Raw genomic sequence first — 22,755 nt, 5'->3', positions numbered from 1 at the left:
TACAGAGCCGTTCCGAAAACGCATAGTGGAAACTGTTTACGCTACAGAATATATAAAAGCACTCCCTAATGCACATCACAGACCGTGCGACGCAGCAAAAACGCAAACGCGTCGCGCAATACGCTTTCAGGCTGATACTTGTGAGTGACTAAATTGGTAAACTTTCAGGCGCAGTGTACAATCTGTTAATTACGCCTTTACAGGCAAGAATAATAAGCCGGTAGGGCAGACTGCGAGTGATACCCTTTTACCGGTGCAGCGTGAAGTTGGTGAGTATGAACGATTTTTTTGATTTGCCCCGCAGAAAGCCGGAAGAAAAAGACCGCAAGTTTGTCGAGGCGCTGGCTCGTGGACTGGATGTACTCAGGGCTTTCAGCCAGCAGGGCGGTGTGCTGGGCAATCAGGATCTGGCCAAGCTCACTGGCTTGCCCAAGCCTACCATCTCACGCATGACCTACACACTCAGCCAGTTGGGCTATCTCTCATTCAACCCACAACTTGAAAAGTATCAGCTGGATGCCGGCGTCCTGGCATTAGGGTACGCCTATACCTCAAACCTGCAGGTGCGTCGCGTTGCCAAGCCAATTATGGAGGCATTAGCCGGACGGGTGAATGTGTCGGTTGGCTTAACCATTCGTGAACGTTTATCGATGCTGTACGTGGAGAACTGTCGCGGTGATGACTCTCAGGCTTTGCGAATGGAAGTCGGTTCGGCATTGCCTCTTGCTAACTCTGCTGCCGGCCGGGCTTATCTGGTGGGGCTGCCAGAGGACGAGCGCGACATGGTGATGCAAGAGATCAAAGAGCGGGTAGCAAAAGACCGCTGGAAGCCGCTGAAAAAAGGCATTGAGAACGCGGTTGCGGAATTTGAGTCACAGGGCTTTGTCACCTCCTTTGGTGACTGGGACCGGGCGGTAAACAGTGTGGGTGTGCCACTGCAACTAAAAGACGGGCGTATTCTTGCGCTGAACTGTGGTGGCCCAACCTATCTGGTTTCTGAAGAGCTGGCGTTAAACTCGCTGGGTCCACAGTTGGTGCATGTTGCCAGAGACATTGTCGCGACAGGGGTGTAATGCGTCCTGACTTTCGACGTTACTGATTACCCTCTGACACGTATTTTCTTTGCTGCGCAAATTGCGACTTAATGCTTAAGGTTAACTTAAGAAATTGCTGTTATGCTTAGCTAATACCTTTTTGTAAATCAGTGTTATGCGTATATTGTTAGTGGAAGATGACAAGCCGCTTTCTGACGCTCTTTCAAGCTCATTACGGCGCGTTAACTATGTAGTCGACTGCGTATTCAGTGGGCGTGAGGCGCTGACTACGCTGCTTGCCAGCCAAACTGATATTCTTATTTTAGATCTCGGGCTTCCGGATATGGACGGTCTGGAGGTATTGCGTAAAGTACGGCGTAATGCTCCTGCGCTGCCCGTCATCATTCTTACCGCACGGGATAAAACCACCGATAAAATTCTCGGCCTTGATGCTGGCGCTGATGACTATCTTCCCAAACCGTTTGAAATTGATGAATTACTTGCCCGGTTACGCGTGCTCGAACGCCGGTTAGGTACAGCCAACAGCGCACTGATTCAGGTGGGAAAGGTAAGCTTAAATACGCAGACGCTGGAGTTAACCGTCGACGGTACGCCAGCCTCTTTGCCGCGTCGGGAACTGATGCTGCTAAAAGTGTTGATTGAAAACGCAGGGCGTATTCAGTCAAAACAGCAACTAGAATCGCGGCTTTATGAATGGGGAGAAGAAGTGGCCAGCAATGCGGTTGAAGTGCACATCCATCACGTCAGAAAAAAGATGCCGAAAGGATTTATAAAAACGGTTCGCGGTGTGGGCTATTGCATACCTGTCGCTGGGGCCTGATTTGTCATCTATACGCCGGTACATGACCCTGATCCTGGTAAGTGCGATGGTGCTTATTATTTTCAGTGCGGCTATTCACGGTTATCGTGCGGCGATGTCTATGTCCTCTCAGTTGCTCGACAGTGAACTGAAAAGTATGGTGCAGGCGGTCACTTTACAATATCAGCCTGAAAATGCGCACGTTGAAAATGAACTGGTGTATCAGGTCTGGAGTGACGATACGCTGGTGTCAAAGTCTCCGAATGCCCCATCGGAACCCATCGCATTTGGCGATGCCCCGTTCAGCGATCAGAATTTTCAGGCGACTCGCTGGCGGGTTTATCAGCAGGCACTTTCTAACGGTATGGTGATCATGGTCGCGCAGCCGCTTCAAAACCGCATAACGCTTACCGATTCACTGACTGTCTCTGCAATAATGCCGTTTATCTACAGCGTACCGATTCTGGCTGTGATTGTGTTCTTTTTCGTGTCGCGGGGATTGCGCCCGCTGAAGACGCTATCGGCAAAATTATCGGCGAGAAAGGGTAAGGACCTGTCGGCCATCCGGCTTTCCCGCGTGCCCGAAGAAATGCAACCTGTGGTGGATACGCTTAACGCGATGTTTTCGCGGCTTCATGATGCCTTTGAGCGCGAACAGCAGTTTGCCTCTAATGCCGCGCATGAATTGCGCACCCCGTTAAGTGTCATGAAAATCAACCTGCATAATCTGGCATCGGAACTGCCCTCTGAGAAAGGTAAACTTTCTGCGATCCAACAGGATGCGGACAGAATGATTCATGTCGTGAACCAAATCCTGCTGCTGAGTCGCACCAGCCCGGAATTGTTTTATCTACAGCTGTCGTCCGTGGATGTGTATAGCATTGCGCAGCGCGTGATCACCGACTTGTACAGTAAAATTGAAGCAAAACAGCAAGATATTAGTCTCAATGGTGAAGAAGCCTTTCTGATGAGCACCGAGTTTACGCTCTACACGCTGCTGCAAAATCTGATTGCCAATGCCTGCACCTATTCGCCCGAACGCGCAATCATTCAGGTTTCTGTTGCCACTGATGCTGGCGGTGTGGTGATTACCGTTGACGATAGTGGCCCTGGCATTGCGCCTGAGGAAAGGGCGAATGTGCTTAAGCGGTTTTACCGTGATCAGCAGGACGCAAAATACAAATCACATGGCAGTGGACTGGGGCTTGCGATTGTCGGACAGATTGTCACATTACACCATGGTAGTATCGAGCTGGACACCGCATCACTTGGCGGATTACGTGTCACCGTTGCGTTACCCTCAGAGCAGGGGGCATTATGCTAAGCGTGCCTTACCGGACTCTGATAGCACTGTCGTTTATCTCTCTTCAGGCCAAAGCGGCGATGCCGGAAGCTATCGTTGAAATCAAAAACCATCTGTTCAGTCCTCAGGAAGTGATTATTCCTGCAAACAAAAAAGTCAGGCTGGTATTTATAAATCATGATGCCACGCCTGAGGAAATTGACAGCTTCGATCTGAACCGGGAAAAGGTGATATTCGGCAACAGTAAAGGCACGATATATGTTGGTCCGCTGCCGCCGGGAACGTATCGTTTTTTTGGCGAGTATCATCCGAATACTGCCGTTGGAGTCGTACGGGTTGTCAGGCCGGAGGCGTTGCCTGATGCTGATTAATACCGTCATCTTATTTATTCGCGACACGCTTCCGGTTTTCCTGTTGGTAAGCCTGGTGCTGGCGTTAGGCTCGCAATTTATCCGCATGTTAACGGTGGCTCTGGTTTGTGGGCTGATCCTGGCCATGCTGACTTACAGCAGTCTCGGTACGCTCTCTGCGCTTTTCAACGGAGGCGGCTTTGAGCTGCTAAACGTATTCGCACTGGCCGTTGCCTGGGCAGGGTTTTGCGAATGGATGCGCAGGCTGACAACGGCCAGTAAGACAGATTCTGGCTGGCCGCTTTTCGTGCTGATTGTTGCCATTACGCTGGTGAATGCCGTGCCCTTTTTCATCTACTCCTTCGCTTACTGGTCTACTCAGCAGGCGGACATGGCGTTAATGGTAGGAACGGTAATTGGCCTTGGCATCAGTTGCAGTGTTGCGGTGTTACTTTTTGTGGGGGTTTCTGCGCTTGAACGTCCGTGGGCGAAACGCGCCATGCTGAGCGTATTCGTGGCCGGACAGGTAGCATCGATTGCCGTATGGCTGGAGCAAATCAATGTTCTGACTGAGTCATCAAGGTTGTGGAATACCAGTGACTGGGTTGCTGATGACAGCGAGTATGGACACTTGCTGAATGTACTATTTGGCTACGAAGCGACACCTAGTGCCGCGTACGTTCTGATGTATTTAATGGTGGCGCTCAGCCCCACGGTTTATGGTTTTATTGCAGGGCGGTTTCGAGCTGCCAGCTCTGTCGCGAGGTCATTATGAAAGTATTTTTGCCCGCGTTGCTTGTGGTGGTCACTGTGCTGATATCGGCCAGTGTGAAGGCAGACAACTTTAATGTCGATAAGGTATATCACCCTTATGTACTTCCTTTTGAGCGGGAGTTTGAGTGGCGGCTGACGTCACGGCAAAATGACGATGGCAATGTTCTGATGCAACGCTTTTCTTATGGTCATGCGTTGTCAGAGCGCGTCGTGCTGGAAGGCTATATCGTGGGAAGCCGCGACGAATATGACGACTTCGGTATGGAAGGCTACGAGCTTGAAATTCGTTGGATGCTCACTGAGCAGGGCAAATACTGGGCCGACTGGGGCGCACTGTTTGAACTGGAGAAGCAACACACTACTGATGACTGGGAGGCCACTGCCGGGATCCTCACGGAAAAAGAATTCGGTCGATTCAGTTTAACCACCAATTTTATGCTCGTGTATGAGTGGGGTGAAACTGTCGAGAACGAATTTGAGGGCGAGTTCAGAATGAAGTATCGCTATCGCTGGATCCCTGAGGTGCAACCCGCTGTTGAGTTCTATGCTGCCGAGGGTTATGTGGGAGTAGGGCCTGCATTTATGGGGATCCGCCGGTTCGACGGCCAGCGACAACTTAAATGGGAGTTGGGTTTTATCGCCGGACTTAACGGGGATAGTAAAGATCACACGTTAAGAATGTCGCTGGAGTACGAGTTTTAAACCACACAGCCTGGCCACAGGTTGCATGCCAAAGATACCCCTTTGTCCTTTCAGGTATTGTGTGTCGTTAACGGGCGTTCAGCTTCTGCGTTCACGTCTGATACCCCCTGCAGCGTGAATGGACAAGAAATTTCACTAAATAATCCAGGCTTAAGCTTTCCTTAAGGTTGACAGCAGATACTTTACAGCAACAGTCAACAAGAGTTTGCGATATGTTGTGTCAAACTGAAGTATTACAGCCTAAAAACAGCGTAAAGCTGACATCGCAGCGTCGACCCGCCGGGGCAAGTATGGATCTTATTGTCGCCGAAGCAGGCACCTGCTACCGCCAGACACTTGAAGGCTTTATTCAGGATGGTTTCAAAAAGTCTCATGGCGCACATATTCGAGACTTTCTTCCGGTACTTGTAGGCGTAGGCCGTGGCAAGCCGGAGGCTGCACTTGGGATCCGAAAAGGCAGCGCGCCACTTTTCGTCGAGCAATACCTGTCGGCACCGTTGGAAACGGTGCTGGAAAGACATTATCTGGCGGTACCCCGGGAAAAGACCGCTGAAATTGGCAATCTCTACAGCGCCTCCCCACGCTTCACTATCCCTTTGTTACTGGCAACTGCCATGGCGATGTGTGAACAAGGGGTAGAATTGTTGGTGTTCACCGCAACCGATAAATTGCGTCAGTTGCTGATGAATAATGGTGTGAAATTGTCGGTGCTGGCGAACGCTGATCCTACACGTCTGGGCCCTTCTCAAACGCATTGGGGGCGCTATTACGACAGCCAGCCGCAAGTTGTTGCATTTTCCCTGCAGGAAACATTTGCGCTGTTTGCAAAGAACAACACGCTAAGTGCTATTACAGACACCATCTCTCTGGCATTTCCTGCGTTTACACGTTCGCTGGGGGCCTCGCTATGATCCTGAACAATGCGGACCTGTGGCCTGATAGCATTGCGCTGGAATCCGGTGCACAGCAAATCAGCTATCGCGAATTGAAACTCGCCGTCTCTATGCGCTCCCGGTGGCTGGAAAACCAAGGCGTAAGTCGCGTTGCGCTGCTAGCGGATAACAGTCCTGAATGGGTCATGTGCGATCTCGCCTGCCAGCAGAGCGATATAGTGCTGGTGCCTGTGCCCTCTTTTTTCACACCCGCACAACAAGCGCATTTGCTTGACGAAGCAGGGATTGAACTGGTTATTAGCGACCGTCCGCTGGACGCAGATGCTGAGAGAACGGACGACTGTCCCTTTGAAGGCTGCCAGGCGTATCGTCGTCGCGTTACCACACTTCCCGTCATTCCGGACGGTACGGGAAAAATTACGTTTACATCCGGCTCCACCGGCACACCAAAAGGTGTTTGCCTCAGTAATCTGTCGCAGGCGGTGGTAGCACAGTCGCTGGTAGAGGCGCTGAACATGCCTGAAGTCAGGCACGTTTGCGTGTTGCCATTGGCGACATTACTGGAAAATATTGCCGGTGTTTATGCGCCGTTGATGGCCGGCGGTACCGTCGTTTTGCCAACCGACAAGATGCGGGGTTTTCACGGAAGCCGCCTGACAGATCCAAATCATTTCCTGTCATGTCTCACCGCGTCATGTGCGCAGTCGATGATCCTGGTGCCTGAGTTATTGCAATTGCTTGTGTCAGTATCTCGTCAAGGCTGGCATATGCCTGAGTCGTTTAAATTTGTTGCGGTTGGTGGCGCTGCGGTTCCCGCTGCACTCATCGAAGAAGCAAGAAAGCTGGGGTTGCCGGTGTATCAGGGCTACGGACTCTCAGAATGTGTGTCAGTGACGACGCTGAACTTACCTGGCAGTGATGGTGCCGGAAGCGCGGGACAGTCACTGGGACACAACCGTCTGAGTACAGAGAATGGCGAGATAGTGGCCCGGGGTACGCATTTTCTGGGTTATCTGAATTGCCCTGACAGCTTTTACCCATCTGAAGTACGCACAGGGGATCTTGCCAGAGAAGAAAACGGTTACTGGTTTATTCACGGTCGCCGTAAGAATCTCATTATTAATTCATTTGGCCGCAATATTTCTCCGGAGTGGATAGAAAGCGCCCTGCTGGCTACCGGACAGTTTGTCCGGGTAATGGTAGTAGGAGAAGGTAAGCCCCATTGTGGCGCGCTGTTGTTCCCCGCTGACGATGCGTTGTCAGCGTCAGAAATTCAGCAGGCACTGGACTACGTAAACGCAACGTTGCCTGATTATGCCAAGGTACTTGTCTGGCATCGGTTATCCGCTTTACCGGATAACAACGAGCTGCTGACCGCGAATGGCAAGATTCGCCGCGACAACATGACGCGCTATTTTTCATCTCAAATCGATTCTATGTATCAAACTGCTGAAGCGCAGCTTGAAGGAGTGTAATTATGAAACTTTATGAACGTTTACAAGCAGAAACCCAGGCCGAGCGCGCTTATTTAACAGAGTCTCCCATTATTAAGCAGTGCTTTACCGGCGATATCTCCCTTAGCGACTATACTGCGTTTCTGACTCAGGCTTATCATCACGTGAAACATACCGTTCCGTTGCTGATGGCGACCGGTGCCTCGCTTCCGGAGGCGAAGGAGTGGTTGCGTGAAGCGGTTGGTGAATACATCGAAGAAGAAATGGGACATCAGGAGTGGATCCTGAATGATCTTGCTGCCTGTGGTGAAGACAAAGAACAGGTTCGTCGCAGCCAGCCAGCCGCCGCGACAGAACTGATGGTGGCATATGCTTACGACTGCATTCACCGCAAAAATCCGCTCTGCTTCTTCGGCATGGTGTTTGTTCTGGAAGGCACCAGTATCGCTTTGGCGGACAATGCTGCGGCATCAATAAAAGATGCCCTGAGCCTGTCACCCAAAGCGTTCAGCTATCTGCGCTCTCATGGCTCGCTGGATCAGGAGCACATCGTGTTCTTTGAAGGGTTGATGAACCGAATTGAAGACAAAGAAGAACAGGACATCATTATCCATTCTGCGAAAATGTTCTTCCAGCTATACGCCAATATCTTTCGCACCCTGCATAGCGGCGAACAGGTGGGAGTAGCAGCATGAATACATTTGTCTGGAAGCGTCAGGTGTGCCTGTTGACAGGCGCAACCGGCGGCATTGGTGAAGCGTTCGCCGTAGCGCTTGCGGAGAAAGGGGTCTCACTAATCCTGACCGGACGCAATCACGAAAAGCTGTCCTCACTGCTTTCACGACTACCGGGAAATCATACCCTGGTTTGTGCAGATATTGCGCAGCAGGAAGGCATCGAAAAGGTAATAAGCGTGTGTCGCGCCAAAGCACCGACCATGCTGATAAACAATGCCGGCGTGTCTGAAACCGGGGGATTTACCCAGTCATCTGCGAGCGATATCAGTAAGGTGATCACTACCAACCTGGTGGCACCAATGATGCTGACGCAGCGTCTTCTGCCGTTACTGCGCCATGCAAAAGAGGCCTATGTTATCAACGTTGGGTCAACGTTTGGTAGTATCGGTTTCCCTTGCCATTCGCTGTATTGCGCCAGCAAGTTCGGACTTCGTGGCTGGACTGAGTCGCTGATGCGTGAGTACGCCAACAGTGGCGTGAAGTTTCTTTACCTGGCACCTCGCGCTACGCGCACCAATATTAACTCCAGTGCAGTGGTTGAGATGAACAAGGCGCTGGGGAATCAGATGGATGAGCCTGCCGAAGTCGCACAGGCACTGGTCACTCAGATTGAGCACGGGCAGCCCCGTCGTTTTCTTGGTTTTCCGGAAAAGTTATTTGCCAGAATTAACGGTGTGTTCCCCGGCCTGGTCGACCGTGCCCTGATTAAGAAACTCCCTACAATTCAACACTTCATGTCGTCGACGAAAAAGGAGACCATGCTATGAAAAAAGTACTGTCGTTCGTTTTACTTGTTGTTATCAGTCTGTCAGCGAGTGCAGAAATGCCGTCTGCTTCAGGGCTGCAGGATATTCAGTCGCGCTGGGCGCAAATTAACTATCAGCAGGAAGAAGGCGATGCCAGAACCGAGGCCTTCGAGGCGCTGATAAAAGATGCCGAAGCGTTGGTTTCCCGTGAGCCAACGGCTGACAACTACATCTGGCTTGGTATCGTGCAGTCTACTACTGCCGGTGCGAAAGGCGGTCTGGGTGCGCTGAGCTATGCTAAGGCGGCCCGCAAGAGCCTGGAGAAAGCGCTGTCGATAGACGAAAATGCGCTTCAGGGATCTGCACTCACCAGCCTGGGCGTGCTGTACCATAAAGTTCCGGGTTGGCCGATTGCCTTTGGCAGTGACAAAAAGGCGAAAAAGCTGCTGACGCAGGCGCTAAAGATTAATCCTGATGGTATCGATCCAAACTATTTTTATGCCGAGTTTCTTTTCGATGAGGGTGATTATCAGGACGCGATGGCACACCTGAACAAAGCGCTGGCAGCATCGCCGCGACCTGACCGCCCGCTGGCCGATGAAGGACGCCGCGGTGAAATACAGGCGCTGATTGCGAAAGTCGATAATAAGTTGCACTAAGTCCGGCCACGGTGTGCCGGATGCCAACACCACTCCCCCGTCGCGTCCTACTCTGGGCGCGACGACTTGTTCCTGTATCTCTGCGGTATATCTCTTCAGCAAGGCTTAGCGAATGACTTGTCGCTGTCGTAACTCAGGCATTGCCGTTTGTCGTTTCTTTGTTATCGGAATTGTACGGAATCGTTATGCAAATTCAGTATCAGAAGCTCTCTGACCACGATGTGTTTTGACAACATCATCACCGTTGGTAGAGTAGTGTTCTGATAATGACAACATGACTTCGCTGTTGCGCTTTTACTGGGCGCGGTAAATGGTTCTGGTCATCGTTTTCTCAGATTACAACGCCCCCATTCGCAACAGGCCCTAAAATGATAGAAATTTCTTCCCGCCTGGTTCTGGAAGACAGTGAAGTAGAAATGACCGCTATTCGTGCACAAGGCGCAGGTGGCCAGAACGTCAATAAAGTCAGCAGTGCGATTCATCTGCGCTTTGATGTTCACGCCTCTTCATTGCCCGAACCGATTAAGCAACGCTTATTGTCCTCGCGTGACTCCCGGCTTACCAATGAAGGTGTGTTTGTGCTAAAAGCGCAAAACTTTCGCACTCAGGAACAAAATCGGCTGGACGCGGTGCAACGGTTAGCTGAATGGATCCAGGCTGCAACCAAAGTACAGAAGAAAAGAAAGCCGACGAAGATAAGCAAAGGGGCAAAGGTCCGACGAAAAGAAAACAAGCAAAAACAGAGCAGGCAAAAAGTACTGCGTAAAAAAATCGATATCTGATTCCGGTGTCTGCGTGGTTTTTTGCGCACCCAATTGCAAACAAAGTGTTAACATCTTTCGTGTTTTTATCGCAATTAACCATTTGGATGAATTTTTAGCGGATCCAGATTGCAGTTAGTATTTACTTACTGCTACAATCTGCCCCGGTTAAGTTCGTGCCAGGACGGCACATTAAGGCAAGGATGTACTCCTCATGAAGCGCGCAAATCTCATTCCTTCAGTGTTGTTCGGGGCTATTCTCGCGTCTATTATTATTACTTCACCGGAAGCAGAGAATCTGAAATTACCTGTCAGTACATTACCGCAGGTGGTTGAGTTTTCCGGTAAGGCCAGTCAGCAATCGAGAGTACAGCTTCAGTCTGTTACCCCTGCGGCAGCCGAACAAAACGATTTTGCCCCCTATTCGCAAAGCATTGATAGCTATGATGTCGAGACACAGCCCAGCCAGACCCGGCACGGTGTGTTTTCACTTCAGGCAGGATAAGCAAAAACCACGATTGCTATACACGGCGAACGTCTGCTTCGCACCGACAATGACGGAGCTGCCAGCCAGATCTCCTCTCGTCAAAAACTCACATTGTTTGCCCTAATCACTGCGATCTTCAGGCCGCAACTGCGTTAGCCTTTTTTTGTATCACCTGTGATGATATGTGCTCATGATTACCTTTTTTCTGAGCTGACCACTATTTTTCAGGTATTCTCTGTTCTTCAGAGTGACCGCGTTCCCTGCCGTGACGCTAAGTCGCTCTCTTTCTTCCCCGCTAATTCGCTATATCATCTCTGCCTCTGCCTCTGCCTCTGCCTCTGCCTCTGCCCTGTCTCTGAGCTGGCGCTGAAGCGTGAGAGGCTATATGTGTTTTCTCCCTACGTTACTGTCAGCGTGTCTATTATTGCCGATTGAGTCGCCATAGCGAGGGGAGTATAGTTAATTCAGCTGTCCGCAGACCAGCTATCTGTTATGGAATACACACGCTCGAGAGGAAAGCCGGGATGAAAGACATTGTATGGGAAATTGCGCTGATCGGCAGTATGGTGTTTGTCTCAAGTTTACTTCTGCACTACCTGGCCTATAGAAAAGGGTTGCTGAGTGTATGGAATGAGGATGGTGAAGATCAGGTTCAAAGCGAAGAGGTAACGGATGAACAGCGCGAGAGTGAATCCAATCCGTTAATTCAAAAATGGCTGGCGTTTGGTGGTGGGTACTACGGCATCATCGCTTTCGTTAAGCTGCTTATTATTGAATTCAGGCAACTACAGGACCTTGTGAATAACTGGCAGGGAGTTGAAGCGCTTGCAGGAAGCGTTAATCTTAACAGTATTATTGGGTTAATTGTCAGTGCCTTCTCATCTCAGTTTCAGGCCTTTGCCGAAGCCATATCGTGGCCCGCGCATTATATTTCTACCTATCCTGTCCCGCAGTGTGCAGTGTTTATTATTGCGACTTATCTGTTATATAAAGGCGCGCAGAATCTTGCCTGGGTTCGCAGCCGACGTGCTGCCGTACAGTGACAGGCTGATTCGCTGTTAACAGTAACGGCTAAACTCAGGCGGCTTGCGTGTGAGAACGGGAAACGTGTCTGACGACGACGATCAGACAGAGGTGCAAAAAAGCGCAGCATCTATCCTGCCTGCTGCGCCTTGCTGTTGATACGCTGTTATTTCACTTTGAATATGCCAATCAGGATGCAAACCGCGCCGCCTATCATGCCCAACCAGGCCTCCATCGGCGTGTCACCACTAAATGCTCTTTCAATTTGAGAGGTAGCAGAGTCGTAAACATCATACCCCCACATCGCCAGCGCAACACCAATGATTATCAGAACAATTCCAATCACTTTACCCAGATTCATAACCACTCCTTTATCACCGAAAAATCGGTATTTATTGTTAGTTGTTAATAATATAGCGCTGACGCAACCAGATGTCACAAGTAAGTGCGTCGTTACGAAAGCAGCCTGCACTGCCGTTCCGGTAAGTTAGTGCCGTTAAACACAATACAACGCGGCGATAGCGGTCATCCGAGAAGGGAATCATCTTTTGTAAATGCGAACTTCAGGGCTCGCTGAGTGACTAGTGACATATTTACACTTTCCCGAAAAAAGCCGCCCTGTCGGGCGGCTGAAAATCTATTTGCATCTGGCTTAGTGAGCATCTTCACTTAGAGCGTGTTTTCATACTCATTCAGCTTGTTGTAGAGGATCATTCCCCGAAGTTCTTTACCGTATTCTTCACCACGTTCAGAGTAACGATTCAGTCCATGGGTCAGCTTAATACCCGTGACCGGCTCGTCTCTGAGCCTTAACCGTGAGCGAATATCCCGTAGCGGCTCGTAGGCCGTGTGCCGGTTTAGGTTGAGCATATAACTTTCCACCGACTCTGCAGGTGAGTCAAAGGTCGCCACTTCGTGATTTTTCCCAGTATCTCTGCTGCCGGGCACAATGCCACACCCTTTTTCAAAGCACCACTGGCCGAAAAAGTTGTTTCCCTGCTGCGCAAACCTGGACGTACCCCACGCACTTTCATTGGCGGCCTGAGCCAGTGCCAGCGATACCGGAACGATGTCGACCCGCTCAAGCAAAACATCGCAGACATCACCGTCGGTCAGCTCGGATTCACCAATGCGGTAAGTTTCCGCCACATCGCTAAACGCCGAATAGCTGTTTTCGCCCTTACTGCATTTTTGCTCAATCGCCTTTCGCTGCGCCAGGATATCGCTGTTAACCTCTTGCATGATGGGCGCGAAATAACTGAAAAAAGCTTCTTTGCGTTCAATACCGGCTGGGTACTGGGAAAAATCTGGCGGTGCTTCGCGCGTGAAAAACACATTCCAGACCACGACAGCAGCAATCAACAGCGCCAGAATAGCGCCGATAGCGATGTTGCGGTTTATACCAGCCATATCGTCTCCACTACTTTTAAAATTTATATTCGCCCAACACACCATAGGAAATTATCGAGGCTGTATGCAAATTAAACGAAATTAATGTTACGTCATTTATCAGGGCAGATACCGCAGTACGTGGCGGATATCGACGGTGTAATGTGCCGGAACCCGCAGAGGTTTACAGAGGTAAGTCTGTTACTGAACAGGCTCAGGGGTAATCAGAGGCTAAGAGAAGGGACATAACTCTGTTTTTCTATAAATGTTACGTGTAACATTTCGTTAGCTGACAGCCTCAAGAGAGCCGAATGACATCCCAACGCCGCGTAACACTGCAGGATATTGCAGATCAGCTGGGGATCACGAAGATGACCGTGAGCCGTTATTTACGGGACCCGCAAAAAGTTGCTGAGAAAACCCGTGTGCGTATTGCACAGGCCATAGAATCGACAGGCTATATTCAAAACCGTGTGCCGGCAATGTTGTCAAAGTCGTCCAGTAAGGCAATCGGGATTGTCGTACCTTCACTCTCGAATCAGGTGTTTGCCGAGTTAGTGCAGGGAATTGAGACGATTACCCGTCAGCAGGGGTTTAGTACACTGATTGCGCATACCGGTTACGATCCGCTGACAGAAGAAGAGCAGGTTGCGGTACTGTTGTCTTATCAGGTAGACGCTCTCATTCTTACGCAGACGGATCATACGCTCCGTACCAGAAAAATGCTTGTCGCCGCCGGGTTACCCGTTGCAGAAACAATGGAGCTGCCTGTTGAGCCTATCGATATTGCCGTTGGCCTGGATCATATTGCGGCTGCCACAGCCGCCACCCGGCGTATGATCGATGCCGGAAGAAAATCCATTGTCTATCTTGCGGCAAGACTGGATACCCGCACATTGTTGCGGCAGCGGGGTTATGAACAGGCAATGAAGCATGCCGGTCTGAAGCCGTTGACGGTATCCACGTCCGCACACTCGTCTTTTACAACAGGTTCGTCACTTATGCAGCAGGCGTTTCAGCAATCGCCTGGGCTGGATGGTGTATTCTGTACCAACGATGATCTGGCTGTGGGCGTGATGCTGTACTGTGCGGATAATGGGAAGACAGTACCGGAAGACGTCGCGGTGGTGGGGTACAACGGGCTTGATGTGGGCCAGGCTATGCGGCCAAAGCTTACCAGCGTCGTGACGCCCCGATATCGGATAGGGGAAGTTAGCGCTGACTTGTTGATTAAACGTATTCAGGGTGAAACACCGGCGACATCGTACGTGGATGTCGGTTTTTCATTTACCGACGGGGCGACTGACAGAAACCACGTCTGAGCGCAGGCGCGCCGCATCATGCTTCAAGCAGGGCGATGGTTTGCGCTACGATCTCTGCTGGTGCCAATGTAACAGGCATGCGGATCACATCCTTCTCGTCGTCCTGGGGCCGCTCAAGGGTGGCCAGCTGGCTGTCCAGCATGTCTGCCTTCATAAAGTGTCCCTCACGGCCTTGCATACGTTCGGCCAGCAGGGCTCTGTCACCATCAAGAAACAAAAACACACAGCGGTCACTGGCCTGACGAATGATGTCGCGGTATGCGCGTTTTAATGCAGAACAGACAATCACTGCGGACAACCCGTGCTGCGTGTAATTCGCGGCCGTCTCGGCAATCTGCTGTAACCACGGATAACGGTCTTCATCGGTCAGAGGAACCCCGGTGGCCATTTTCTCTACGTTTGTGCGCGGATGTAAATCATCGCCGTCGATAAATCTCACATCCAGAGCAACGGATAACTGGCTGGCAATGGTACTTTTCCCTGAGCCACTTACGCCCATCACGATGATAACAACTGGTTTCATAGTTCCCCCGCCTGCGGTGTCGGCTCAGGTGTACGGTTATCAGACAAGACGAAATAAGGTCTTGTTGCTGTCCGCCAATGTAAAAATCAGGTAAAGAAAGATCAAAAAAGAGGTTTACGTGTACCTGGTTATCAGTACTATGTTACCGGTAACTTTTTGCTTTGTGAATGACTTGGTTTTAGTTCACAGCAGAAAAAAAGGATGTATACATGGACATATCACAAACATCGGGGGCGACACCGCTGTTACTCACCGGATTGGGTGCACTTATCTGCCTGATCGTGCTAATCCTCCGTTTTCGGATCCATGCGTTTGTCTCACTCACGCTGGTAAGCGTACTAACGGCACTGGCCGCCGGTATCCATACCGACGAGGTAGTCCCTGTTTTACTTGGCGGGTTTGGCGGAACGCTGGCAGCGGTTGCGCTACTGGTAGGCCTGGGGAGCATGATTGGGAAGCTTCTTGAGGTGACCGGCGGGGCGCAAGTGCTGGCAGATACGCTGATTAGCCGGTTTGGTGAAGACAAAGCGCCGCTGGCGCTAGGTATTGCTTCACTGTTATTTGGCTTTCCCATCTTTTTCGATGCCGGCCTGATTGTGATGATACCGATTCTGATGAGTGTGGCAGCACGCCTGGGCGGGTCAACCCTTACCTATGCGTTTCCCGCTGCCGGTGCGTTTGCGGTTATGCACGCGTTCGTGCCTCCACACCCCGGGCCAGTGGCGGCGTCAGATCTACTGGGAGCCGATATAGGGATGCTCCTTTTGTATGGACTGCTGGTCGCTATCCCTACCTGGTATCTGGGCGCATATCTTTATGGCCTTTATGCGGGTAAGCGATTTCAGGTCGACATACCGGCATTATTTTCGCAAAGCCAGGAGCAGGGGATATCGGGTAACCCGCCTTCCTTTTCGACGGTGTTACTGGTACTTCTCACGCCGGTACTGCTGATATTTCTTGATACCGGCCTTAACACTTTGCAGGTTGCCGGCGTCATTTCGCAAAATGAACCCTGGGTGGACACACTGCGCATGCTGGGCAAAACGCCGGTAGCGCTACTGATCACATTGCTGCTTTGTGTGCTCTTGTTCACGCCCCGGCTGGGAAAAGAGAAAGTTGAATCCTTATGCAGTGACGCCCTGGGGCCTATCTGTGGTGTGATACTGGTTACCGGTGCAGGCGGCATGTTTGGTGGCGTATTACGTGCCAGCGGAATTGGCGAGGCATTGGCCGGATTGCTGGCAGACACCGGGTTGCCAGTCATCGTGGCGGCGTTTGTGATCAGTACCTGTTTGCGGGTAGCACAAGGGTCGGCAACCGTCGCGTTGACTACGACTGCAGCGTTGATGGCACCTATAGTCAGCGTGACGCCGGGCCTGTCAGAGGCCGATTTGTGCTTTATTGTGATCGCGATTGCAGGTGGCGCAACCGTATTGTCGCACTTCAACGATTCCGGATTCTGGTTGGTGTCGCGGTTACTGGAAATGGACGAAAAAACGACCCTGAAAACCTGGACAGTGATGGAGACTTTGTTAGGTAGTATCGCGTTTGCTATTGCTGCTATCCTGAGTGTGATTTTCTAACGTCGATTGTGATATTACGCGTGCGTACTGAATGTGGTCGAGAGACGATACGGTATGAATATGACTATTGGCGGCATTGCCTGATATTCGTCAGGTGAGTGGCTTTAGATTGTATTGCCTTTCACTATCTTTGTTGCTGTCGCCTCACGGTAAATACAATGCGCCGGGAGTACGGGAAGATAAATAAGGGTTTTGTTGGCTCACCGGCGCATCAGGCGCCGACTGTCGTTGAGTAGCGCTCAAGATTGCTGGCAGTCTGCTTTTTTACCCATTTCTGAGCGTAGCAAACGAACGCTGCACCGGATTAACCCCGGTACAGCGTGCGGGACGAGAATTAACGCCTTACTTGTCCAGTCGGCCAGCAAGTTTCAGCGCCGCATTGACGGTGAAGATGTATGCCCCGCCGAGATTAATCACATACTCATTTTGTCCCCACATAAACGGCCAGTTTTCCATATTTTCTGGCAGGTCAGGTTTCAGAATGAGTACACCCGGGACGATGGCGCCGCTGATAAATGAATAGTCTGCGCGGTTCATCCCATAGGCAACTTTCTTGGACACCGTACCCACGTTCGATACAAAAGAAATGTCGGAGTCAGGATGGGTGCCGAAGAGATAGTCCAGCGAACGGTAAAGCAACGCATCGCTGAATAAATCCGGGTAAGCCGTGTGCAGGTAATACTGCGTCATCGCCATTTCCAGAATGGTGCCATTGCCGGCCCAGCCATACTCAGTAATAACCACCCCGAATGGATTCTGGCTGGTCGCTTGTTGCAACTGTGGCTGATAGCGCTCAGCGGCTTTGCGGATTGCCTGCTGGTAGGCGTTGTCCATGTGCGGCAGCGCACGGATCGCTAAAATAGCGCTGCGTCCAAACGATTCGCTGATGTATGGCAGCAGCGATTGCAGGGCTTTTTTGTATTTCTCGTTACCGGTGGTAATCAGCAGTTCCGTGGCGGCTTTAAGTTTTTCTTCCTGTAAGCCGCCGCCGGTGGTATTCCCCACCTGAAACATATTCGCAGTCTGGTTCGCTTCCTGATCCCATGCTGCGATGGCAGTATCAATACTTTCCTTCGCCAGTTGAGGATTATAATCTGCCAGCGCCCGACTGGCGGCAGCTAGCGCCGCCATCGAGCCATAATTTAGTGGCGTAGACTTACTGGTAAACGCCCAGCGATCATCAAAAACGCCACTGTGGATACCGTCTGACTCGGTCTCAGCCATATCCGGGTTGTATATCAGGTTATCGGTCATCGTCAGACCGTCACCCAGGTGAGTGTACTGACTCAGGTCTGGCACAATAATGCCCGGAATAGCGTGCCCTACAGCACGGTATTGCGCTAACAATGCCAGAGTGCCGTGCTCAATTTGTTGTAACAAATCCGGCTTCGCATCGGGCACATGAATATCGACGTATTTCTTCTCATAATCGACAAGGGTTGTGTCCCGGTCCAGACCGAACTCTTCCCATACCTGGACCAGCGTGCGTACAGTGCGATATTGGGTCTGCGTGCGAATGTCATAATCGCCCGCATCATACCAGCCACCGACATTCAGACCCGGAATATGTTCACCGGGTTCGTACTGGGTGTCTGTCGTGGGCCCCTGCGCATACAAATCAAAGTGCTCATGATTAACGGGCGCCTGCAGTGCATCATCCAGATGGGAGGCACCATGCCAGACGCGATACGCTTCGTTGATCAGCATATGGTCCATTTGTACGGGGAAGAAGTGGTCCAGTGTCGGATACCAGGCACCATCAAGTACATCAGGCGCAATCGGGAACGCGGCGGTGGTGGTTGGTCCGAAACGCAGCTGATAAAGTCCTTCTGAGGTAATATCTGTGAAATCAAAACTGGCGTATTGATAGCGCGTGTAATCATTTTGCTTTTCAGGCAACGCCGATTTTACCACCTGCAGGGTGCCGTCAGTGGCCACCTTGAGCAATTCGATTTTACTGTCGATAGCAGCGTTTTTATCCAGCTCAATCACCGCGCGTTTGGTTTGTCCTGGCAGGTAGCCCACCTGAGAATGCGCTATTACCGGTGCGCGTTGCCAGTTGTCATCCGTGCTGGCCGTTAGTCGCCAGTTTAAGATTTCGCCTTTCTGGCCTTGTGGCAGCATGCCCCGGACCACATACCAGCCGTTTTGCGCTTTAGCGCGGCCATCATAGAGCGCCAGCTCGCCAGAGGAAGAGGTAATGGAAACGCGTTTCTGGCTATCCTCAGGTGCCAGCACCAGTTGCTTTCCCAGGGCCAGAGGTTCAGGCTCATACTCATCGATAATTTCTTTTACCCCTGTTGGATAAAGCGGAAATATGCCGGGCTTGCCATCGGCAAGAAACGTTGTTTCCCGATACGTGGCTGGCAAAAACTCCATATTGAAACCGGCTTTCCCGACAAGCGCCTCGGGTAGCGCTTTTTCACTGGAAAGTGAGATTTCAACGCCGTTGTCGATCGGTTTGGCGGCAATGGTGTACTCAAAATCATACTCTGGATATGCCAGTGTGGCCCGAATGATTCCTGTGTCCTTATCGACCGTGCGCTCAACAAAGGTTGGAATCGGATCCCACTGTTCTGGTGTGGCGCTCAGTCTGACATCGCCGTTAGTGGCGCTGCGTTCGCCAAAATGAATAAGTTCGACGCCACTGATCTTTGAGTCGCCGAACATACCATTATACCAGTTGCTGAAAACCACAATGTCCAGAGAGGGCTGTGAGAAGTATTCCTTGTCATTGAGTTTTGGGGACGCGGCCATGGCGGGCGATATCGAAGCAGATACCAAAATGCCGCTAATTGCTGCGGCAGTTAATGATTTAAACACGTGATTTCTCCGGTAAAAATGTTAACCAGAGGTTATCAATCCCGCATGCCAATGAAATTACGCTATTGAGTTTTGCTATTGCTGATTTTAGGTAGATGCGACGATGTCTGTCACCTTTCAGCGAGTCCTGATGCAGGCAGTTACGGGGCAGGGGGCAGAGCTGGAGAGTCGCCCTTACCAAGGTATAGTGCGCGGAAAAATAACAAGCGACGCCTCGTTCGGCGCCGCGAGTATCCTTTTTTCGCCAGTGAGTGTCTGGCGGTACTCAAGACATTTACACCTGGCAGCGGATCGCAGGCTCAATCTCCTTTAGGTAAAACGCATAAAGTCTGTCGTGAAGTGCGTCTGGCAGAGGTGCCAGAGAAGCGGTGCTGGCATTTTGCGTCACCTGTTTCGGCGAGCTGGCACCGGGAATGATTGCGGTAACGGCTTCGTGATCTAAAATCCAGCGCATCGCAAACTCTGTCATCGACAGCGATTCTGGCTTAAATGTTGTCAGCTTATTCACCAGTTCCAGACCTTTCTCAAATTCTATTCCGCTGAAGGTTTCACCGACGCTAAAGGCATCTCCGTCTTTGTTGAAGTTTCGGTGGTCGCGTTTATCAAACTGCGTCTGTTTGGAAAACTTACCAGTCAGCATGCCACTGGCTAACGGCAGGCGAACGATGATACCTACCTGTTTGGCAACAGCCTCATCGAACAGATCCGTGACCGGCCGCTGGCGCATAAGATTGAAAATAATCTGTAGCGAAGCAAGATCATCATGCTGCATACAGGTATGCGCTTCTTCCTGCGTTTCCACGCTGGCGCCGAAATACTTAATGTGGCCTTCCTGCTGAACTTCGCGCAGCCAGTCGAATATATGTGATTGTTGCAATACCTCATGTGGAATACAGTGCAGCTGCAATAAATCCAGCGTGTCGCGCTGAAGCCTGTCCTGTGCTCGTTTCACGGAATCACGTAAGTCATTCAGGCTGTACCCGTCCGGATAAGTACCTTCACCTCTGCCGTATTTTGTGGCGATAACTGCGTTCGGTGCGAGGGTGGAGAGTGTTTCACCCAAATAGCGTTCACTCTGGCCATCACCATAGACATCGGCGGTATCAAAGAAGGTAATGCCATCGGCGACTGCCTGCTTCACAATGGCTGTTGCGGTAGTCTCGTCAATGGGTCCAAAATCGCCACCCAATTGCCAACAACCCAGACCGACTTCGCTGAGTTCAAGGCGCGTTCCGCCCAGTGGCCGTGTGGGTATTGTATTGTCTGACATGCTTACTCCTGCAATGGGTTAGTGTGAGTTTATAGCGCCGGAGATAACGCGAAAACGAGAGGTTCGCACGCTTCTTAAGGCATACAGAGGTACGGCAACGCCGCGCTTTTTGATTTGTGTGACTGTCTCTGTCCTCACTGTGAACACAAAGGGTAGCAATATGATGTGTTGTCGGAATACCGTTTTTTGTTTTCGGGATAATGATTTCTGTGTAGCGAATTGTTGAGCCCGGTCTTTGGTGAACGTCAGGCACAAAAGACGAAAGGCCGTGGATGTCACCAGCAAAACGTAAGTGAAACAGGCAAAAAAATAGCTGCCGATGGCAGCTATTTCTTGTCAGAACAGACGACAGACTTAGTTCAGAAAACTGTCTACTTCACGCTCTGCTTCATCACGGCTCTTGCCGTAATTTTTCTGAATTTTGCCAACAAGTTCCTCTCGACGACCATCGATTACATCCAGGTCATCGTCAGTCAGTTTGCCCCACTGCTGCTGAACCTTGCCTTTCATTTCTTTCCAGTTACCTTCAATACGGTCGTTATTCATGATTTCCTCCTTAGAAAACAAAGAGCATTATATGCTCGTCACTTATAACAGGAGCAAGCGCTGTTCCAGATAAAATGGCGCGCGGCTAATGCCCGGTAACTCCATGAATTGGCAGATGATTCAACAAACCAGGCCGGTCATGAATCTCAGCGTTGACGACACTGACGTCATAAATCCGTGCACAATTTACAGTCGTTATTTCACATTTTTCACTTTTTACCGACATGGCCGGTAGCTGTTACTCAACACTTACCGATGTTTTCACCGCATTAAGGACAGCTAAATCGCGACGTTTATCTGCTTTATGCTGCTCTTCACTTCGTCCGCGACGCCAGTAGCTGCTTACATAAAGGAAATCGTGCTGGATGCCTTTTTCCACCTTAAAGAATGCCCGAAGGTGGCGCATCAGACTGAATTCGCACGCAATCCACACAAAGGGCTGTCCCTGTCGCCAGGTAACATCACTAACTTGTTTCGCAAAGTCATCGGCGGTGGCTACCAGCCAGTGTAGCGCAATCCCCGGTGGGTGTTGCAGTGCGATACGATCGTCATGGTGTGGTATCTGGATAAAGGCATCGCCGCAGGCGGTTTCAGGTAAAGTCTCAAGGTGACTGGCTATCGCTGGCAGTGATGTAAGGTCGCCGGCGAACAGTAGCCAGTCGAATTCAGGATGTAGCGGCTTTATCGAGCCTGGTCCGCGAATAAGAATTTGCTCCCCTATTTTCACCTGCTGCGCCCAGCGTGACTCGCTGCACACTGGCAGATAGCCTGACGGAGCGTTGCACGGTTAAGGGAAACGCGTTACTTTTTGACGGGAGTAGCTTTCTTTTTGCCGCAAATATAGAAGTAATGAAGGGAATTTTTATCATTCAGACGCGCTCCTTTACGTCGTTTTCAGATAACGAGGCACAAAAATCGCGCAAGCGGTATCCATTGACTTTGCATTCACTGCGCTGACGGCTGACAGGCTTACAACATTGCTTTCATCATCTGTGCCAGATCTTCATCTACGCCAGTTTTCGTCAGTCAGACTAATCCGGGACCAACCTGAAGCAGGCTGACTGAAGCGAGGCAACATTGCCTGGCCCGAAGTAACAGTGCGCTGCTGAGTAGCCTAAGCGAAACAAAAAGGGAGAGTCGTAGTGACCGCGGACAACTTCTCGAAAAGGCGCTAACCGGTACGACACGTCGTTGAGGGAGGCAAGGCATCGTTGAGTTGATATGTTCAGGTAGGGTGTTACGTCAATCGGGGCCCGAAAGTTGTGAGAATTTTTTTAGAAGTGAAAAAGCAAGACAAAAAAAAGGGGCCGAAGCCCCTGGAGGTTGAAGAACCACAACATGGAAAACACTTTTGGAGACGTAAACCAGCTGGTGAAGCTGGCTTATGTGCTGATTAATTTATACCCATCAGAAAATACTTTCCGCAGCAAGGTTTATATTAAGGTCTTAATTCTGATACGAATGGGCGCACTATAACGGCACGCGAGTGGACGGTGCCGGCATTGTTATAAAGGGCAATAACCTTGCGAGGAATGAAGATCAGCACGTGGGACATG

At 50.8% G+C, this 22,755-nt stretch carries 23 protein-coding genes; 16 read left to right on the top strand and 7 right to left on the bottom strand.

The window, feature by feature from the left end:
- Positions 1-275 precede the first annotated feature (275 nt).
- The 14 genes from JKP77_RS17465 to JKP77_RS17400 all read left to right on the top strand — a co-directional run bounded on the left by JKP77_RS17465 (position 276) and on the right by JKP77_RS17400 (position 11,763).
- Positions 276-1,073 (top strand): IclR family transcriptional regulator, encoded by a 798-nt coding sequence (locus tag JKP77_RS17465; protein WP_218312453.1) that lies wholly within the window; start codon positions 276-278, stop codon positions 1,071-1,073.
- Positions 1,074-1,209: 136 nt separating this feature from the next.
- Complete coding sequence (locus JKP77_RS17460; RefSeq protein ID WP_218312452.1) at positions 1,210-1,875, top strand: response regulator; 666 nt, start codon at positions 1,210-1,212, stop codon at positions 1,873-1,875.
- Position 1,876: 1 nt separating this feature from the next.
- Positions 1,877-3,178 carry a sensor histidine kinase gene (locus JKP77_RS17455; protein ID WP_218312451.1) on the top strand — a complete coding sequence of 434 codons (1,302 nt, stop codon included), beginning with the start codon at positions 1,877-1,879 and terminating at the stop codon, positions 3,176-3,178.
- Positions 3,172-3,528 carry a cupredoxin domain-containing protein gene (locus JKP77_RS17450; RefSeq protein WP_218312450.1) on the top strand — a complete coding sequence of 119 codons (357 nt, stop codon included), beginning with the start codon at positions 3,172-3,174 and terminating at the stop codon, positions 3,526-3,528. Before JKP77_RS17455 ends, JKP77_RS17450 begins: the two co-directional genes overlap by 7 nt.
- Positions 3,518-4,282: an FTR1 family protein gene (locus JKP77_RS17445; RefSeq protein ID WP_218312449.1), complete on the top strand. Its 765-nt coding sequence runs from the start codon at positions 3,518-3,520 to the stop codon at positions 4,280-4,282. Before JKP77_RS17450 ends, JKP77_RS17445 begins: the two co-directional genes overlap by 11 nt.
- Complete coding sequence (locus tag JKP77_RS17440; RefSeq protein WP_218312448.1) at positions 4,279-4,983, top strand: hypothetical protein; 705 nt, start codon at positions 4,279-4,281, stop codon at positions 4,981-4,983. Before JKP77_RS17445 ends, JKP77_RS17440 begins: the two co-directional genes overlap by 4 nt.
- A gap of 212 nt (positions 4,984-5,195) precedes the next feature.
- A complete protein-coding gene (locus JKP77_RS17435) occupies positions 5,196-5,894 on the top strand; it encodes a thermostable hemolysin (protein WP_218312447.1) in 699 nt (232 codons plus the stop codon).
- Positions 5,891-7,351 (top strand): AMP-binding protein, encoded by a 1,461-nt coding sequence (locus JKP77_RS17430; protein ID WP_218312446.1) that lies wholly within the window; start codon positions 5,891-5,893, stop codon positions 7,349-7,351. The genes JKP77_RS17435 and JKP77_RS17430 overlap by 4 nt, the downstream gene beginning before the upstream one ends.
- A 2-nt stretch (positions 7,352-7,353) precedes the next feature.
- Positions 7,354-8,025, top strand: coding sequence for an iron-containing redox enzyme family protein (locus JKP77_RS17425; RefSeq protein ID WP_218312445.1), 672 nt, complete (start codon positions 7,354-7,356; stop codon positions 8,023-8,025).
- The gene (locus tag JKP77_RS17420) at positions 8,022-8,834 is read left to right on the top strand and encodes an SDR family oxidoreductase (protein WP_218312444.1); all 813 of its coding nucleotides are present in this window, start codon (positions 8,022-8,024) and stop codon (positions 8,832-8,834) included. The genes JKP77_RS17425 and JKP77_RS17420 overlap by 4 nt, the downstream gene beginning before the upstream one ends.
- Positions 8,831-9,472, top strand: a complete 642-nt coding sequence (locus JKP77_RS17415) for a tetratricopeptide repeat protein (RefSeq protein ID WP_218312443.1) — start codon at positions 8,831-8,833, stop codon at positions 9,470-9,472. The genes JKP77_RS17420 and JKP77_RS17415 overlap by 4 nt, the downstream gene beginning before the upstream one ends.
- Before the next feature lie 368 nt (positions 9,473-9,840).
- Complete coding sequence (gene arfB / locus JKP77_RS17410) at positions 9,841-10,254, top strand: alternative ribosome rescue aminoacyl-tRNA hydrolase ArfB (protein ID WP_218312442.1); 414 nt, start codon at positions 9,841-9,843, stop codon at positions 10,252-10,254.
- A gap of 193 nt (positions 10,255-10,447) precedes the next feature.
- Positions 10,448-10,738: a hypothetical protein gene (locus tag JKP77_RS17405; protein WP_218312441.1), complete on the top strand. Its 291-nt coding sequence runs from the start codon at positions 10,448-10,450 to the stop codon at positions 10,736-10,738.
- A gap of 506 nt (positions 10,739-11,244) precedes the next feature.
- Positions 11,245-11,763, top strand: coding sequence for a hypothetical protein (locus JKP77_RS17400; protein ID WP_218312440.1), 519 nt, complete (start codon positions 11,245-11,247; stop codon positions 11,761-11,763).
- Between the two features lie 146 nt (positions 11,764-11,909).
- Here JKP77_RS17400 and JKP77_RS17395 read toward each other — a convergent pair whose 3' ends face one another.
- Positions 11,910-12,104 carry a DUF3185 family protein gene (locus JKP77_RS17395; protein ID WP_218312439.1) on the bottom strand — a complete coding sequence of 65 codons (195 nt, stop codon included), beginning with the start codon at positions 12,102-12,104 and terminating at the stop codon, positions 11,910-11,912.
- A 308-nt stretch (positions 12,105-12,412) separates the two neighbouring features.
- A complete protein-coding gene (locus JKP77_RS17390) occupies positions 12,413-13,153 on the bottom strand; it encodes a glucosaminidase domain-containing protein (protein WP_218312438.1) in 741 nt (246 codons plus the stop codon).
- A gap of 290 nt (positions 13,154-13,443) precedes the next feature.
- On the opposite strand from JKP77_RS17390, the gene JKP77_RS17385 reads away from it, so the two are divergent.
- Positions 13,444-14,454: a substrate-binding domain-containing protein gene (locus JKP77_RS17385; RefSeq protein WP_218312437.1), complete on the top strand. Its 1,011-nt coding sequence runs from the start codon at positions 13,444-13,446 to the stop codon at positions 14,452-14,454.
- Positions 14,455-14,470: 16 nt separating this feature from the next.
- On the opposite strand, the gene JKP77_RS17380 is transcribed toward JKP77_RS17385, so the two are convergent.
- A complete protein-coding gene (locus JKP77_RS17380; protein WP_218312436.1) occupies positions 14,471-14,977 on the bottom strand; it encodes a gluconokinase in 507 nt (168 codons plus the stop codon).
- A 209-nt stretch (positions 14,978-15,186) separates the two neighbouring features.
- On the opposite strand from JKP77_RS17380, the gene JKP77_RS17375 reads away from it, so the two are divergent.
- Positions 15,187-16,560, top strand: a complete 1,374-nt coding sequence (locus tag JKP77_RS17375; RefSeq protein WP_218312435.1) for a GntP family permease — start codon at positions 15,187-15,189, stop codon at positions 16,558-16,560.
- Between the two features lie 342 nt (positions 16,561-16,902).
- On the opposite strand, the gene JKP77_RS17370 is transcribed toward JKP77_RS17375, so the two are convergent.
- The 4 genes from JKP77_RS17370 to JKP77_RS17355 form a co-directional block, all read right to left on the bottom strand.
- On the bottom strand, positions 16,903-19,383 hold the full coding sequence (locus JKP77_RS17370; protein WP_218312434.1) for a glycoside hydrolase family 9 protein: 2,481 nt from the start codon (positions 19,381-19,383) through the stop codon (positions 16,903-16,905).
- Positions 19,384-19,657: 274 nt separating this feature from the next.
- Positions 19,658-20,653 (bottom strand): aldo/keto reductase, encoded by a 996-nt coding sequence (locus tag JKP77_RS17365; protein WP_220100201.1) that lies wholly within the window; start codon positions 20,651-20,653, stop codon positions 19,658-19,660.
- Positions 20,654-21,007: 354 nt separating this feature from the next.
- Entirely contained in the window at positions 21,008-21,199 is a 192-nt protein-coding gene (locus tag JKP77_RS17360) for a CsbD family protein (protein WP_218312433.1), read from the bottom strand.
- A gap of 238 nt (positions 21,200-21,437) precedes the next feature.
- Entirely contained in the window at positions 21,438-21,956 is a 519-nt protein-coding gene (locus tag JKP77_RS17355; protein WP_218312432.1) for a siderophore-interacting protein, read from the bottom strand.
- Positions 21,957-22,755: the final 799 nt, after the last annotated feature.

Source organism: Alteromonas antoniana (assembly GCF_019249295.1).
Classification (GTDB): Bacteria; Pseudomonadota; Gammaproteobacteria; order Enterobacterales; family Alteromonadaceae; genus Alteromonas; species Alteromonas antoniana.
This window is presented reverse-complemented; position numbering and strand designations above follow the sequence as displayed.